Annotated in this window: 14 protein-coding genes; 13 read left to right on the top strand and 1 reads right to left on the bottom strand. The window is 35.2% G+C overall.

The genetic code is table 11. The features are described from left to right. From TS1_RS10820 to TS1_RS10870, 11 genes are all read left to right on the top strand, one after another. The coding region (locus tag TS1_RS10820; RefSeq protein ID WP_157061670.1) for a dicarboxylate/amino acid:cation symporter at positions 1–737 on the top strand (737 nt) is incomplete at its 5' end. A 422-nt stretch (positions 738–1,159) separates the two neighbouring features. Next, positions 1,160–2,518 carry a citrate transporter gene (locus tag TS1_RS10825; protein ID WP_068710527.1) on the top strand — a complete coding sequence of 453 codons (1,359 nt, stop codon included), beginning with the start codon at positions 1,160–1,162 and terminating at the stop codon, positions 2,516–2,518. 28 nt (positions 2,519–2,546) lie between these two features. Then, on the top strand, positions 2,547–3,770 hold the full coding sequence (locus TS1_RS10830; RefSeq protein ID WP_068710528.1) for an amidohydrolase family protein: 1,224 nt from the start codon (positions 2,547–2,549) through the stop codon (positions 3,768–3,770). Between the two features lie 137 nt (positions 3,771–3,907). Continuing rightward, positions 3,908–4,567 (top strand): deoxyribose-phosphate aldolase, encoded by a 660-nt coding sequence (gene deoC / locus TS1_RS10835; protein ID WP_068710529.1) that lies wholly within the window; start codon positions 3,908–3,910, stop codon positions 4,565–4,567. A gap of 15 nt (positions 4,568–4,582) precedes the next feature. Continuing rightward, positions 4,583–5,770 (top strand): phosphopentomutase, encoded by a 1,188-nt coding sequence (locus TS1_RS10840; RefSeq protein ID WP_068710530.1) that lies wholly within the window; start codon positions 4,583–4,585, stop codon positions 5,768–5,770. A gap of 14 nt (positions 5,771–5,784) precedes the next feature. Further along, the gene (locus tag TS1_RS10845; protein ID WP_068710531.1) at positions 5,785–6,738 is read left to right on the top strand and encodes a sugar-binding transcriptional regulator; all 954 of its coding nucleotides are present in this window, start codon (positions 5,785–5,787) and stop codon (positions 6,736–6,738) included. Between the two features lie 129 nt (positions 6,739–6,867). Beyond that, positions 6,868–7,590 (top strand): GDSL-type esterase/lipase family protein, encoded by a 723-nt coding sequence (locus TS1_RS10850; protein ID WP_068710532.1) that lies wholly within the window; start codon positions 6,868–6,870, stop codon positions 7,588–7,590. 353 nt (positions 7,591–7,943) lie between these two features. Next, positions 7,944–9,560 (top strand): PTS transporter subunit EIIC, encoded by a 1,617-nt coding sequence (locus TS1_RS10855; protein WP_068710533.1) that lies wholly within the window; start codon positions 7,944–7,946, stop codon positions 9,558–9,560. 168 nt (positions 9,561–9,728) lie between these two features. After that, positions 9,729–10,922 carry a CehA/McbA family metallohydrolase gene (locus TS1_RS10860; RefSeq protein WP_068710534.1) on the top strand — a complete coding sequence of 398 codons (1,194 nt, stop codon included), beginning with the start codon at positions 9,729–9,731 and terminating at the stop codon, positions 10,920–10,922. A 17-nt stretch (positions 10,923–10,939) separates the two neighbouring features. Then, on the top strand, positions 10,940–11,266 hold the full coding sequence (locus tag TS1_RS10865) for a hypothetical protein (RefSeq protein WP_068710535.1): 327 nt from the start codon (positions 10,940–10,942) through the stop codon (positions 11,264–11,266). 698 nt (positions 11,267–11,964) lie between these two features. Further along, positions 11,965–13,002, top strand: coding sequence for a PTS sugar transporter subunit IIC (locus tag TS1_RS10870; protein ID WP_068710536.1), 1,038 nt, complete (start codon positions 11,965–11,967; stop codon positions 13,000–13,002). Between the two features lie 86 nt (positions 13,003–13,088). Here TS1_RS10870 and TS1_RS10875 read toward each other — a convergent pair whose 3' ends face one another. Beyond that, positions 13,089–13,322, bottom strand: coding sequence for a hypothetical protein (locus tag TS1_RS10875; protein ID WP_068710537.1), 234 nt, complete (start codon positions 13,320–13,322; stop codon positions 13,089–13,091). Between the two features lie 278 nt (positions 13,323–13,600). Between TS1_RS10875 and TS1_RS10880 the strand changes: the two genes are divergently transcribed. After that, positions 13,601–14,125, top strand: a complete 525-nt coding sequence (locus TS1_RS10880; protein ID WP_068710538.1) for a cupin domain-containing protein — start codon at positions 13,601–13,603, stop codon at positions 14,123–14,125. A 279-nt stretch (positions 14,126–14,404) separates the two neighbouring features. After that, positions 14,405–15,274: a UTP--glucose-1-phosphate uridylyltransferase GalU gene (galU, locus tag TS1_RS10885; protein WP_068710539.1), complete on the top strand. Its 870-nt coding sequence runs from the start codon at positions 14,405–14,407 to the stop codon at positions 15,272–15,274. Positions 15,275–15,787 lie beyond the last annotated feature (513 nt).

The following is a 15,787-nucleotide window of genomic DNA, read 5'->3' on the forward strand; positions in this document are numbered from 1 at the left end:
AATTATTTAGGCTAGTTTTTGATTTTATAAAAGAAGTAAATGAAGTTGTGTTAAATGTGATCCAAATGATTATGAAAGTCGCCCCTATCGGAGTATTTTGTCTGTTAGCAGATGTCGTAGGTGCAACAGGTCCTCAAGTCATGATTTCTATGTTGCAATATTTAGGGTTATTATTAGCCGGTACAATTATTCTTTTACTCTTCATGGCTTTATTTGTCGCTGCGCGCTGTAAATTAAACCCTATGCTGATGCCTAAAAAATTTTTAGAAATGTCCATTGTTGCTTTGACAACGACAAGTTCGGCTGTTACTTTTCCGACTGCTCTTAAAGACTGCATCCAAAAATTTGGCGTTAATCGTGATGTAGCGAATTTTACTATGAGTATTGGTATGACAATGGGGAGTGCAGGTGCAGCGATGAACTATGTTGTGATGATTTTTTTCATGCAACAAAGTGCAGAGGTAGAGTTATCAGTTTTAAATATTATTGTAGGGATAAGTTTATCTATTCTTTTAACTTTAGGAACCATCACTGTGCCAGGAAGTGCAGCAATTGTTGCGACCTTTTTAGCTACTTCCTTAGGTCTTCCATTAGAATCGATTTCTTTACTTGTAGGCGTTGATTGGTTCGCTGGGATGTTTAGAACCGTTGTCAATGTAAATAATGATGTTTTCGTTTCGCTGATGGTTGCTAATCGCTTAGATTCCATCAATCGCGATGTTTATAATAAGGTTTAGTTATTAATAAATTAGAGCATCTGCCTCTTTTTTACGGTTAGTTACGTTAAAAAAGAGGTGAGATGCTTTTTTTATTTAATGATAATAAAAAATAATGTGTATTATAATTTGAACAACTATTTTTATATTGATACATAAAAATAGATCTAATTTATCTCGAAAGATATTTTATTAAATAACGATAAAAAATGAACAAATAAAAATCAAAAACAATATTTTAAGCCATTTTTTTAGTGTAAATTTTAGCTATTGAAATTACGAATATAACAGTGAAATTTGTGAAAAATAACTGTATAATAGTTAAAAATAACATTTTTATTACAGATGAACGTAATGAAAATGTTATCTGCTAAAAACGAGGAGGTGCGTTCTTATTGATTAATGAATAAAATTTTTTCTAATTCGAAACGGAGGAAATAAATATGAATAAAAAACAAATAGGAAAATTAATTATTAGTTTAATTTCCATTATTTTTCTTTTCCCGACGGCAACATTTGCGGAAGAAATTGAAAATATACAAGCTCCTACTGGGTTTATGGCAATCTTATCGATTGTGCCATTAGTTATCGTATTAACGTTGTTGTTTTTAAAAGTAGATATGGTAATTTCCGGTCTGGTTGGTGGGGTCATCGCTATGGTTATCGGCGGTATTGGTTTAGCTGAGGCTAATAAACAACTTTTAGAAGCTATCCCAACGATGCTGAGTATTACGGTACCTATTATCAATTCGGCCATTGCAATGGCGGTTTTTAAATCGGGGGGTTATTCAGCGGCCTTAACTCTAGCTAAAAGAGGAACCAAAGGAAGAGTGGAATGGGTCTCTGTGTTTATCGTTGTCCTATTAGCTGCCGCAACTTATATGTCAGGAATTGGTGGTGGTAGCGCTATGGTTATTGCTCCTTTGGCTTTTGCTGCGGTTGGTGTAGTACCAGAGTTAATCGCTGCGATGTCACTTGCTGCTGCGGTGTCTTTTACAACTTCACCAGCTTCTTTAGAATCAAGTATCGTTTCTCAATTAGGAAAATTTGAAGTTGCTGACTATGTTTCTACAATGCGACCTTACTGGCTCGTATTTGTTGCTATTGCAATGGTGCTAGCTTTTTGGGGAACCAAGCATCGGGGAGTTGGTTTTAAAGAAGAAGAAAATGATGAATATGCAGAAATGAGTAATGGTAAATTATGGAAAATCACTTTTCCAGCTATCTTCTTATTATTTGCAGTTATTTTAGGACCTGTAGTCAATAGTGCAATCGGTTTCGAGTTATTTACTCCACTTGTTTATATGATTGTAACCTTATTTTTAATTTACTTATGTACTGATTTTTCATTAAACAAATCTGTCGATGCAATGATTGATGGGTCTACTTATATTTTGACACGATTATTCCAAGTGGGTATTTTCTTAGCGTTCATTAATGTGATCGCACAAACAGGGACTTTTTCAGTCATTGCTGGTCTTGCTAGTTCAGCACCTACTGCTATTATGATACCTGTAGCTGTTTTAACAGGAATTCTTATTGGTGTTCCAGCTGGAGCCTATGTTGGTTCAGTATTGACGCTGGTTCTTCCTGTAGCCGTTTCTTTAGGTTTCTCACCGCTTGCTTTAGGTTTTGTAGCCATGGGCGTTGGTATGGGAAGTCAGATGAGTTTTGTCAATATTACGATGCAAGCACTTTCTTCTGGGTTCCAACTGCCTATTCTTGATATTGTGAAAGGAAACGTCAAATGGATTAGTTTAGCGAGTGTTTTATTATTAGTTATTTCGTTTATTTTTGCGTAATGCAACACTAGATTGAGGAGGAGATAATATGGATTTATTGATTAAAAATGCCCGGATTGAAGATGGTCGTCCATTGCAAGATGTAGCGATTGATGATGGGAAAATTACTCAAGTAGCAGTAAATATTCAAGACAAGGCAGATAAAGAAATTGATGCAGACGGTCGTGTCCTAGTGCCAGGATTTGTGGAAAGTCATGTCCATCTAGATAAAGCTTTAATCTCAGATCGTCGACCTAACAAATCAGGTACTTTACAAGAAGCTATCAAGGTGACTGCCGAATTAAAGCCCACTTTTACTAAAGAGGATGTTTATGATCGAGCTAGAAGAGTGTTAGATATGATCGTCGCTCATGGTGTAACAGCGATTCGTTCTCATGCGGAATTTGATCCAGCTCAAGGATTTACGGGCTTTGATACGATTTTAGATTTGAAAGAAGAATACAAGAATCTAGTGGATATTCAAGTGGTCGCTTTTCCGCAAGAAGGAATTTTTAAAGCACCTGGTACGGATAAGATGATGTATGAAGCCATGGAAAAAGGAGCCGACGTGGTTGGTGGTATCCCATATAATGATGATCCTGCTAATGATCATATTGATTTAATCTTTGAGATTGCTAAAAAATATGATAAAGATATCGATTTGCACCAAGACTTCAGTGATGAAGCGGATAATATTTCTATCGAATATTTATGTAAAAAAACTATTGAAGAAGGCTATCAAGGACGTGTCACGGTTGGACATTTTACTGCGATGCACGCTTTACCAGATAAAAAACTATATCCAATTATTGACTTAATGAAAGAAGCTAATATTAATATTATTTCACTGCCACCAACTGATTTACATTTAGGAGCGCGCCATGATGAATATAATGTTCGACGGGCGCTAACTCCGATTCGTAAATTCCGTGACAGTGGTTTGAATGTTAGTATCAGCACCAATAATATTCGTAACGCTTTTACACCTTTTGGTAATGGGGATATTTTACAAAGTACAATGCTTGCTATTCCTACGGCTCATTTAGGAGGAGCAGATGACATTGTGACTGTACTGCCGATGATTACAACCAATCCAGCTAAGGCAATTGGGCTAAAAAAATATGGGATTGAAAAAGGTAACCAAGCTGATGTTGTGCTTCTTGATACTAAAGTGGTGAAGGATGCGATTATTGACATACCTACCAGACTATATGTGATTAAAAATGGACGGATTACAGTGGAAACCAAAAAAGAGATCAAAATTTTTCGCTAAATAAAGAGGAGCAGTGAGACAATATCTCACTGCTTCTTTTTTTGAATAATATAAATGAACGAATTTTCATTGTTTCAATTTACATTAGTAAAAAATATTGATATTATTTTAATTGTAAATGAAAGGGGATACAGAAAATGAGAATGACAAAAGAAGAATTAGCTAGTTATTTGGATCATACAAATTTAAAACCAAATGCAACAAAAGAACAGATTCAGCAGACGTGTGAAGAGGCAAAAAAATTTAATACGGCAGCGGTTTGTGTAAATTCTTATTGGACATCATTTGTGACGGCAAGATTAGCAGATACAGATATCGAAACTTGTGTAGTGGTAGGTTTTCCATTAGGAGCAACAACAACAGAAACGAAAGTTGCTGAAGCAGAATCTGCGATTAAAAATGGTGCAGATGAGATTGATATGGTAATTAATATCGGTGAACTTCTAAGTGATGATGATACTGCAGTTGAAGGAGATATTGTTGCTGTTGCGAACGCTGTTCATGCACAGGGAAAAATTTTAAAAGTTATTATTGAAACTTCCTTTCTTGATGCAGACCATATTGTTAAAGCTTGTCAACTAGCGGAAAAAGCCAAGGCAGATTTTGTCAAAACTTCGACAGGTTTTAGTTCAGCAGGGGCAAAAACTAAAGATGTTCGTTTAATGCGTGAAACAGTCGGAGACCGACTAGGTGTAAAAGCTTCTGGCGGTATTCACAGTTATGAAGAAGCAATTGCAATGATTGATGCCGGTGCGAGTCGTTTAGGTGTCAGTGCGACAGCGAAAATTTTAGCATAAAGAGGAGGACCATAGATGAGTTACAAACGTATTTTTGCTATTGTATTAGATTCTGTAGGAACAGGAGCAGCTCCAGATGCAGACAAATTTGGCGATGAAGGTTCGGATACTTTAGGTCATGTGGGAGAAGCATATAAAGGAAAACTAGCGTTACCGAACTTACAAAAATTAGGCCTTTCAAATCTGCGCGAAAAAGCCATTGAAGGTGTACCTGCTGTAGAAAAACCTTTGGGCTATTATGGCAAAATGACCGGAATTTCAGCTGGAAAAGACAGTATGGACGGTCATTGGGAAATGATGGGGCTGCCTGTTACACAACCATTAGATTTCTTTCCAGATGGTTTTCCCGATGAGTTATTAGCCAAAATCGCTGACTTTTCAGGACGTAATATTGTAGGAAATCGTCCTGCTTCAGGAACGAAAATTATTGAAGAATTAGGCGAACATCAATTGGAAACCGGTGATTTAATTATCTATACTTCTGGTGATTCTGTTTTACAAATTGCAGCACACGAGGAAGTCATTCCGCTAGAAGAATTATATCGCATTTGCGAATATACGCGCAGTTTAGTGAATGGACCTAAGTATACTTTAGGACGTGTAATTGCTCGTCCTTATGTGGGAACCAATAAAGAAAACTTTACACGAACTTCTCATCGCCATGATTATTCATTAGAGCCGAATGGAAAAACAGTGTTAGATGATTTACAAGAAAATAATATCAAAACCATTGGTATCGGTAAAATTAATGATATTTTTTCGGGAAATGGTTTAGACGAAGTTTATCATAACGAAGATAATATGGATGGGATGGACCATGTCGATCATGTAATGGCACAAGATTTCAGTGGCTTTTGCTTTGTTAACTTGGTTGACTTTGATGCAATGTATGGCCATCGCCGCAATCCTATTGGTTTTGGCCAAGCTTTGATGGATTTTGACCAACGTTTAGCAACCGTATTAGAACAATTAAAAGAAGACGATTTACTGCTTATTACTGCTGACCACGGGAATGATCCTGGTTTTAAAGGAACGGACCATACAAGAGAGCAAGTACCGTTGCTTGCTTATTCTCCAAGCATGACAAAAAATGGAAGCTTAGGTGTACGAGATACTTTCTCGGATCTTGGAGCGACGGTGCTGGATAATTTTAATGTTGAGAAAACATTTAAAGGCAGCAGTTTTTTAGCGGACTTCATTTAAAAGTTGGTGAAAAAATGGTACAAAAAGATGAAAATGCCAAGCTGAAACAAGCAATGACCGTTGCCAAGCTTTATTATGAAGAAAATCTTGGGCAAGCAGCGATTGCGGAAAAATTGCAGATTTCACGTCCGACAATTTCACGTCTGTTGCAGGTTGCTAAAGAGTCTGGGTTGGTTAAAATCCATGTTGAAAACCCTTTTGTGGATTTTCAAACTTTAGCTCATGTCTTGTCTGAAAAGTACCAAATGGAGATTCGAGTCGTACCTGATCAATACGAGTCGCAAATGACTATGCTTGAACGTTTAGGAGCTTATGCTGCTGCTTACTTAATAAATATTGTTCAACCAACCGATATTATTGGTATCGGTTGGGGAAAAACAATTCATGCTGTGACAACACACTTGGAAAAGCAGGATATTTTAGGCGTACAGGCTGTTCAATTAAAGGGGAGCTTTAGTTTTGGTCATGAGAAAACCTACGCTTATGAAAGTATCAATGCACTAGCGGATGCTTTTAATACACAGCCGCAACATCTGCCTTTACCCACTTTTTTTGATAACCTAACGACCAAAAAGCTTGTTGAACAAGATCGGTATATTCGGTCTATCTTGGATTTAGGTAAACAAGCGAATATCGCTTTATTTACTGTTGGCTCGGTACGTAAAGATGCCTTGCTTTTTAACTTAGGATACCTAGATGAAAAACAAAAAGCAAATTTGCAACAAAAAGCAGTGGGAGATGTTGTCTCGCGTTTTATTGATGAAAAAGGTCGTCTAGTCGATCTAGAATTAGACCGTCGTACAGTAGGTATTGAATTAGATGAATTGAAAAAAAAGGAACATTCTATTTTAGTTGCTGGCGGAGCTAAAAAAGCAGCAGCTGTTCATGCAGTTTTAAGAGCAGGTTATGCCAATCAAGGGATTTTTGATTCTGTTTTAGCGCAAAAATTGATGAATGACCTTAATTAAAGGGAAGTTAATAAAGTGAATACAAATTTTAAACTAAGATAAATAGTTCTTATTTATCTTAGTTTTTTATTATTCATTTAAAAATAGAGGAAATTTAGGTATTCTTGTATAAAAAGGACGGAACATTTTATGAGAAAAGTATTTAAGAAAAAATATTTGAAGACATACTTCGTTTTGCTATTTTTAGGGCTGCTCATTTTTGGTGCAATGTTTTATTTGAAATTTGTGACAAACGTCAATAATAAGGAGAATAAAAAAGAAACAGCTGATGATATACGAGTTGCTGCGGTCGGCGATAGTATTACTTATGATAGTTATAGTGTGGCTAGACAAGGTGAGTTTTACCCTGAACAATTGGAAGAATTATTGGGAGATGGATATGTGGTGCATAATTTTGGAGTGTCAAATTATGCTGCACAATCTTCTAGTGATTTTCCTTATGAGACAACAAAAGAATTTCAAGAAAGTTTGGACTTTCAGCCGAATATTGTCATTATTATGCTGGGAACAAATGATACAAAAGTAACAAACTGGGACGGATCAGAACAATTTAAAGAAGAATATAGCGATTTGCTTGCAAATTATCAAACGTTATCCAGTGTTTCTAGAATTATTTTAGCATCACCGCCGAAAGCTTTTCTTGAAGGAGAGGTATTTAGCGGTGCAATTGATCCTAATGTAGTAGTAAATATAAGAGATGCGGTAGAAGAAGTAGCGGATGAATTTGATTTAGAGTTTGTAGATGTATATGAAAAAACTTCAAGGCACCCGGAATATTTTCCCGATGGTATTCATCCAGATGAAAACGGAGCTGCAGTGTTAGCCAAACTTTTTTATCGGCAGATAAAATAAGATTTAGCAACAAAGTCATAGTATGCAGTGAAGAATAAAAAGATGGATAATCACAAGCCCCATAATTCAACTATTCTATTTTAAGCAACAGTTTAATTGTTTGAAATTAATTTCAGTTTATGAAAATTATTTCGAAAAGCTAATATGGAATCGGTTTCAAAGAAATGAACAATTAAAGTAATAAAATAACTTATAATAAAAATAATTTAACCGATTATATTGCCAAGCAAACAGTTTTATCCATGATCAAAAAAACACTAAAACTGCGAGCTGTAGTTATTTTATCGTAAATACTAAAAGTAGGTTCAATATTTTTGGGTTTATTGAATGAGTTAAATAAGGGGTGGTTATAAATGAAAGAAAAAATGCAGACTTTTGGCAAAGCAATGTTGGTTCCGATTTCTTTAGTCGCTATAGGAGGTCTCTTACTAGGTGTGGGAGGAGCTTTTACTAACGAAGCAACCGTCAGTGCTTTAGGAATTAATTGGGAAAGTTATTCTTCTACGTTTATTTTTAACATCTTTGAGGTTATAAAGTCTTTAGGAGATGCTATTTTTGGTAACTTATCTATTCTATATGCAGTAGGAGTTGCTTTTTCACTTGCTAAGCAGGAAAAAGGCTGGGCGGCTTTTTCTGCTGTAGTGGCTTTTCTAGCACTTCTTGCAACAATGTCAACTTTACTTGCCGCACAAGGAGTTTCAGTGGAAAATACGACAGTTGAAGCTTTAATTGAGTCTGGTACAGATCCACTGCAAGCTGCAAAACATGCGGCGTTATATACGACTGAATTAGGCTTTTTTACTTATCGGACTGGGGTTTTTGGTGGAATTTTAATGGGTGTACTAGTGAGTCTGATTCATAACAAATTTTACAAAACAAAGCTACCTACTGCCTTAGCGTTTTTCTCTGGTACACGCACTGTCCCTATCTTATCCTTAATTTCAGGAGGAGTATTGGGAATTATCTTTTATTTCATTTGGCCTTTTATCGGTTCATTGTTTAGTGATTTTGCTGAATTTGTTACAAAAACAGGTTTATTTGGCACATTTATCTTTCGTACTAGCTATGAAATGTTGGTACCATTTGGAATGCATCCATTATTAAGTCTGCCTATGCATTGGTCGGACTTAGGAGGTTCTATGGTGGTTGATGGTGAACTCGTGGTAGGTAATGCGGCAATACAGTTAGCTCAACTAGCTTCGCCGGGTTCTGAAAAATTGTTAGTACGGGCATTTATGGCTGGGATGGGCGTTATTAACTTCGCCATTTTCCCGGCAATTGCTTTAGCAATGTATAAAACTGCCTTACCTCAAAATAAGAAAAAAATCGCTGGATTGTTAATACCTACTATTGTGTCCACGATGTTATTTGGTATCACAGAACCTATTTTATTTACATTTTTATTTATTGCACCTTGGATGTATTTCTTTATCTATGCACCGATTGCTGGACTGGCTGAAGTTGTGACAGAATTTTTTAAAGTCTCAATCTTTCAGGGAAATTTAAAAGATTGGCTTCCATTTTTCTTACGCCCAGAAAAATTAAATATGTGGCCTTATCTTTTTATCATGCCTGTATTCTTTATCGTTGTTTATTTCTTATTTAAATTTTTAATTATTAAATTTGACGTAAAAACTCCAGGTCGCGAATTAGAGCAATCAACGGTTAAATTATATTCTAAACAAGAATACAATGAAAAAATACAAAAAGATAAAAACACGGAAAATACTTTAGCAGTTAATATCATCGAAGCATTAGGTGGTCGAGAAAACATTGAAGATGTCGATAACTGTGTTTCTCGGTTACGAGTATTAGTAAAAGATCCATCACTAGTTGCAAGCGACGATGTTTGGAACAACCAACTTGGAGCCTTGGGAGTAATTCGATTGAAAAAAGGAGTTCAGATTGTATATGGGGCTAAAGTTTCTAGTGTAGCCGTTGAGGTAAGAGAAGAACTAGGAGGATATTAAAATGATTTTTTTCATGAGTTTGATAATCAAAAAGAGATTGAATTTTTAAAATTTCCTTTTCAAGTAAAAAAACAGCACACCCTCCAATTAAACATACTCGATGGTTGTTTTGAGCATGCTCCTATTATTATACGTGATTCTAATGATCGCATAAGAGGTCTTTATACGTTGAAAACAAGGATAAAAACACATTTCATCGGTACAAATATTAGAAATACTACAAACGGTGGAATTTTTGGGGATTTTCCAGAAGGGACCTGGTCTTTGGAGGTGATAAAACCTTCCTTTCGCGTAAGCGGAAAAGTTCAATTAGAAATTAGATTTGATCAAGAAATAATCAACCACAAAAAGGAGTTTCCAGTACTGGAACAAGAATTTTCACGAAATTCTTCTGAAAGAAAAGAAGAATGGTTCTCGGCTGATTTACATTGTCATAGTTATTATTCTGATGGCAGGGTCGATTTTGAAGAAATTATAACTCAAGCTGAAAAACAACAACTAGAGATTATAGCATTGATGGACCATTCGGTTATTACTACGCAGTTTCCCGCAAACGAACAGTTGATTATTCCCGGAACAGAAATTACGATGGATAACGAAGTACATTATAATGCCTATGGAGTTAAGGGTTTAATTGATTACTCAAAGTATTTCGAAGATGAAAAAAAGAAGAATGATTGTTTGAATGATATGTTTTCTGCTTTACACAAACAAGAAGTTTTGCTTTCAATTAATCATCCTTTTGCTGAAGGGATGACCTTACGGCACGATTTTGACATCTGTAATTTTGACTTTTTAGAAGTTATTAATGCCCCTTATTCAACAGAAGATTTTATTGAAAATAATAAAGCAATTGCATTTTTTGATTTTCTTTGGGAAAAGGGACATTATCTTTTTGGACTAGGAGGTAGTGATGCCCATAAGAAAAATTATCAGAACCGATATCCTATTGGACTTCCGAAAAATAAGATTCATATATCAAATCACTCAATTTCCACAGTTTTGCAAAGTATGAAAAAAGGAAAGGTATTTATAGAAAATAACTTTAATAGTCAATTATTAATAACAGATGAGGCAGGACGTGAAGTATTACCGGGTTCTGAAATAGCTGGCAATATATATTTCGCAGCATATGGCAATAAGGAAGTAACATGGCATATTGTAAAAAATAGCAAAGTCATTTTTGAAACAGTGGGCTTTTCTTGTAAATATAATGTGTTTTTAGATAAAGGAGATTATGTTCGTTTAGATGCTTTTATAGGAGATACCCCAGTTTTATTTGTTAACCCAATCTTTTTTCAGCGAAAAGAAAAAAGAGGAGAAACATCTTTTGAAAAGTTGCTTTTAGAATTTGAAAATTAACATTAAAAGGGGAAAATATGAGTACCAAATTACTTAATAATATTTATATGGCTGTTCAAAGTTTAGTTGGTTTAATTGCTCTTTTCTTTATCTGGGGGTTATTTCATACATTTACTTTTGAACCTCCTTTATTAGTGGGAACCATTTTAATTGTTTGTAATTTTACTTTTGGGATGTTTTCTGCTATAAAAAACACAAAATCGCCTAAAAATATATACATGCGTATTATTACTTACACACCTTTTCTTTTATTTTTTATTGGAGGAATTGTATTGATTCTTGGTGTTATGTTAATGATCATTGCTAGTTATATGCGCTATATGTACAAGGAAGTATCGTCCTGAAAACATTTATTTATGACAATTGTTACTTTTTCGATTTGCAATTTTATCTATTTAAAGATAGGTTTGTCGTCACAAAAACTATTAGACTGGATATTATATATAAATATATATACGTCACTTTATACCAAAATTGCACGTCAGTTTATATGTGAGCTTTCAAATAACTAAATTTCCTATATTGCTAGTATTTAGAATCGTTCAACTTAAAAAAACATACTGTCTTTTTATTATTGAAAGTGATATTATTATTAAATAAAGAGCGTTGAGCTGCATTTTACACATTGTGTATGATTCTCCAAGATTCGTCTCTCAACGCTCTTTTTTATATAGAGAAATTAAACTTAATCTTTTTAGAAAAGAAAGATCACAATTTATTCACTTTTTATGTTTATATTATAAACATACCAACGAAACAACCCTAATAAACACTTTTTCATTTTAACTCCTTTCCCGTCAGTTACCCGCTGGCGGGTCTTTTTTTTGTGGTTATTTGAAAAAATCTTTCTTATTTAAATAAATTGTCTGTATATTCGTTATTTTCAGATAATTATATTGCATTTTAAATGGCCTTTCGTTATAATAATCGATAAATAAAAATTCTGAAAATTTTCAAAGGAGTGAGGAAAATGGAAGAGGATTTATTACGTATCTACGCAAAATTAATCGAAAATTGGTAGGATTGAAAGGAAGCGAAGTTTATGGAAGAAGTACTAACCCCCAAAAGGTTTTTGAATAAAATATTAGCAGGAACAGCAACAGGAATTATTGTTGGGTTAATTCCCAATGCAGTATTATCTGTAATATTAGGTGCATTTGGTGATAATTCATTTGCGGTAACTTGGACACAAACAACAGAACTTTTTCAAATTGCAACTCCCGCAGTGATTGGTTTTTTAATAGGATTACAATTTAATTTAAACCCTATGCGGATGTCCGTTGTCGGTGTGGCGGCTTTAATTGGTTCTGGCTCGATTCAATTTAATGAAGAAGCAGGGGCATTTATTGGCGCAGGAACCGGAGATATTATCAATACGATGGTGACATCGGCGGTTGCTGTGGGCTTAATTTTATTGATTGGAGATAAATTCGGCTCCGTTGAAATTATTGGTATACCCATTGTAGTCGGTACAGGAGCAAGCTTGATTGGCATTTATTTATACCCTTATATTACAGCTATTTCTGCAGCGATTGGCAGTGCGATTAATACCTTTACAACTTTGCAACCAATGTTAATGAGCATTTTGATTTCTTGTTCGTTTGCACTATTAATCATTTCACCGATATCAACAATTGCTATTGGGTTGGCTATTCAGCTGGACGGTATTTCTGCAGGAGCTGCCGCTATGGGCGTTGGGGCAACCACAGTTGTTTTAGTTGTTAATTCATGGAGAATTAACAAATCAGGAATTACTATTGCCATCGCTTTAGGAGCAATGAAAATGATGATGCCCAATTTATTCCGCAAGCCGATTATTTTGGTTCCATGCTTTTTCACAGCCATTGTTTCGGCAATCCCAGTTGCACTTTTGGGTATTACAGGCACCCCTGCTTCTGCCGGTTTTGGTTTAGTGGGTCTGGTAGGTCCTTTTGCTGCAATTGAAGGCGGACAAGCTCCGCTTATGGCAGCGATTTGTTGGATTGTTATTCCAGCTGTTGCAGCACTTGTCTCACAATATGCCTGCGAGAAAATATTTAACTTGTATAATCGACAAGAAGTATTTGAATTTTTAGGTTAGTCACTATTTATCTTAAAATAAATCCCTCAGAGAATAGCTATTCCCTGAGGGATTTTTCTTTTATATACGAAGGAAATTTGTCAAGGCTAATCTTTGAACTCTAACCAATCATTTTCTAAAAGTTGGTAAGACTCTTTATCAATAGGAAGCCATAAACCGGCTTGCGAAATTCGCATCATAACATCCCAAAATACAGTGTCTTTGCGCTGAGCTGCATTAATGTTTAAATAATGATAATGTCCGTTATCGTCTTTGGCGATAATAAAGGGATAAAACACTTTTCTTATTTGCACAGGAATAATGGTTGATTCTGCTAACATTTTAACGAACACATCCTTTTTATTTATTATTGTTACAGGGTTACTTTAACCTATAAGCGTTAAAAATAGCTAGCTAGTTAGCGATAACTTTATTTTGTTTACAGTATCTTAAATTTCTAGGATAATTCATGAAATTAGACGTAAGAGAAGTTAAACTTAGTGAGGTACTTAAAGGTTGCCTAGCTTCTTTTTTTTTTATCAAAATCCAAAAAATGCTACAATTTAAGATAGAAGAAATAAGTCAGCTATTATTACACGAAAAAAAGGAGGGGTTTTTCATGAAACGTCAAGACGAGATAGTAATAAATGAATTTTATTTGACAGATGATGGTTCTATTCCTAATCATCCTGAGTTTCCTTTGCTTGTTTATAAAAATGTTATTGAAAAAAAGGATGACCCAATTCATCTACTTGCACTAAATAACTGGTCAAATTCATGGCGCAATGGGGTATTTTCCTATCATCATTACCATAGTAATTCACATGAAGTTCTTATCGTTGTTGGCGGGAGTGCTTTATTACAAATGGGCGGTGAAAACGGAAAACAATTAGAAGTCATGACTGGGGATGTATTGATTTTGCCAGCTGGGACCGGACATAAACTATTACAAAAAAATTCTAGCTTCTCAGTGATTGGCGCTTATCCGAATGGACAAAACTATGATATTTGTTATGGCAGAAAAGAAGAACGACCAGAAAAGATAGTTAATATTAGCAATGTTCCTTTACCTGAGTATGATCCTATTTATGGAAGTAAAGGAAAGCTGTTTACTTATTGGAAGAAAGATAGTGAAGATATTTAGCAGTAATTATTGTAGGTTTAAGTGAATTAAAACAGTTTTGTCATATTTTCTTCAAAAAATTTGGTTACATTATCCTTGTACCAACCAAACAACCCGAAAACATTTTTTCATTTTTAACTCCTTTTCCCGCCAGTTACCCGCTGGCGGGTCTTTTTTTGTTTAAAATGAAATAGAAGAATGGCGTGTCTTACAAAAAAACTTATATTTAAAATAAATCTATAATGACAGTGGATATGATATAATGGAGCAAATTTGTTAGAAATAGAAAGGTTGGAGAAAATGAAAGTAAAAAAGGCAGTCATTCCTGCGGCGGGGCTAGGAACTCGATTTTTACCAGCGACTAAAGCAGTTGCTAAAGAGATGTTACCCATCGTTGACAAGCCAACGATTCAATTTATTGTAGAAGAAGCAATGGCTTCAGGAATTGAAGATATTTTAGTGGTAACTGGAAAAGCTAAGCGTCCGATTGAAGATCATTTTGATGCAAACATAGAACTAGAACAAAATCTAAAATCGACAGGAAAAACTGAACTGTTGAAATTGGTAGAAGAAACGACTGACATCAATTTACATTTTGTTCGCCAAAAGCGTCCTTTAGGTTTAGGTCATGCTGTTTTACAAGCAAAAGCTTTTGTAGGAGATGAACCTTTTGTGGTGATGTTAGGAGACGATATCACTAGCAATAAAGTTCCATTAACGAAACAGTTAATTAATGACTATGAAAAAACTAAGGCTTCAACATTAGCTGTTATGCCAGTTCCTCATGAAGATACTTCCAAGTATGGCATTATAGAGCCTAATGGTGAAGTAGCTAAAGGTCTATATGATGTTAAATCTTTTGTTGAAAAACCTGAACCCGACAAAGCACCGAGCAATTTAGCAATTATAGGCCGTTATCTTTTAACGCCAGAAATTTTTGGTTTGTTAGAAACACAAGAGCCCGGTTTAGGTGGAGAAATCCAACTAACCGATTCTATAAACGAGTTAAATAAAACACAGCGAGTTTTTGCACAAGAATTTTCTGGGAAAAGGTATGACGTGGGGACGAAAATAGGAATGTTAGAAGCCAATATTGAATATGGTTTGAAACACCCGGAAACAAAAGATGAGTTAAAAGCTTATTTGAAAAAAATAAGCGGAAAATTTTGAGGATAAAAATGACAAAGTAGACACTGTGAACAATCGGTAGCACGGTGTCTACTTTTTAATGTGTGCCAGGCATGGCATTTATCTAGCTAGTGAAAGTCTAGTCACGGGTAGTTACCGCCAAGTGTAGCGAGCCACAAGCCGAAATCAGTGATGATGGGGTGAAGGAAGTGGTGGCGCAAATCTCTTGAGCCTACGTACAGGAACTTGATGAGGCTAAATGGTGGATAAGGCTGCATTACAAGCTGAAGTCCAAAAGGTAAACGTAAAACCAAGACAGTAAATCAAGAGGTTGTGGAGAGAAAGATAAATGTCTTACCCTGGGAGATCTTACGGACGTTTGCGAACGGTCGAAAAAGGTTTGTCGTAAGAAGTCAGCTGAGGCCATAGTAGCTACTGTTTCATGTAGTGAAGGGCTGAATGTTTGTATAGTGTGAATCGCTAGAAGAAAATGTCCAAGTAGTCCGGAAATGAGGATACCCTAGAACGGTAGAACGTAACTATTGATGGGAAAAG

It is taken from the genome of Tetragenococcus solitarius NBRC 100494 (genome assembly GCF_001544195.1).
Lineage (GTDB): Bacteria > Bacillota > Bacilli > Lactobacillales > Enterococcaceae > Tetragenococcus > Tetragenococcus solitarius.

Excerpts from the sequence above, each read along its gene's own strand:
- TS1_RS10825 (WP_068710527.1), top strand. The coding sequence starts at position 1,160 with ATGAATAAAAAACAAATAGGAAAATTAATTATTAGTTTAATTTCCATT.
- TS1_RS10830 (WP_068710528.1), top strand. The coding sequence starts at position 2,547 with ATGGATTTATTGATTAAAAATGCCCGGATTGAAGATGGTCGTCCATTG.
- deoC (WP_068710529.1), top strand. The coding sequence starts at position 3,908 with ATGAGAATGACAAAAGAAGAATTAGCTAGTTATTTGGATCATACAAAT.
- TS1_RS10840 (WP_068710530.1), top strand. The coding sequence starts at position 4,583 with ATGAGTTACAAACGTATTTTTGCTATTGTATTAGATTCTGTAGGAACA.
- TS1_RS10845 (WP_068710531.1), top strand. The coding sequence starts at position 5,785 with ATGGTACAAAAAGATGAAAATGCCAAGCTGAAACAAGCAATGACCGTT.
- TS1_RS10850 (WP_068710532.1), top strand. The coding sequence starts at position 6,868 with ATGAGAAAAGTATTTAAGAAAAAATATTTGAAGACATACTTCGTTTTG.
- TS1_RS10855 (WP_068710533.1), top strand. The coding sequence starts at position 7,944 with ATGAAAGAAAAAATGCAGACTTTTGGCAAAGCAATGTTGGTTCCGATT.
- TS1_RS10865 (WP_068710535.1), top strand. The coding sequence starts at position 10,940 with ATGAGTACCAAATTACTTAATAATATTTATATGGCTGTTCAAAGTTTA.
- TS1_RS10870 (WP_068710536.1), top strand. The coding sequence starts at position 11,965 with ATGGAAGAAGTACTAACCCCCAAAAGGTTTTTGAATAAAATATTAGCA.
- TS1_RS10875 (WP_068710537.1), bottom strand. The coding sequence starts at position 13,322 with ATGTTAGCAGAATCAACCATTATTCCTGTGCAAATAAGAAAAGTGTTT.
- TS1_RS10880 (WP_068710538.1), top strand. The coding sequence starts at position 13,601 with ATGAAACGTCAAGACGAGATAGTAATAAATGAATTTTATTTGACAGAT.
- galU (WP_068710539.1), top strand. The coding sequence starts at position 14,405 with ATGAAAGTAAAAAAGGCAGTCATTCCTGCGGCGGGGCTAGGAACTCGA.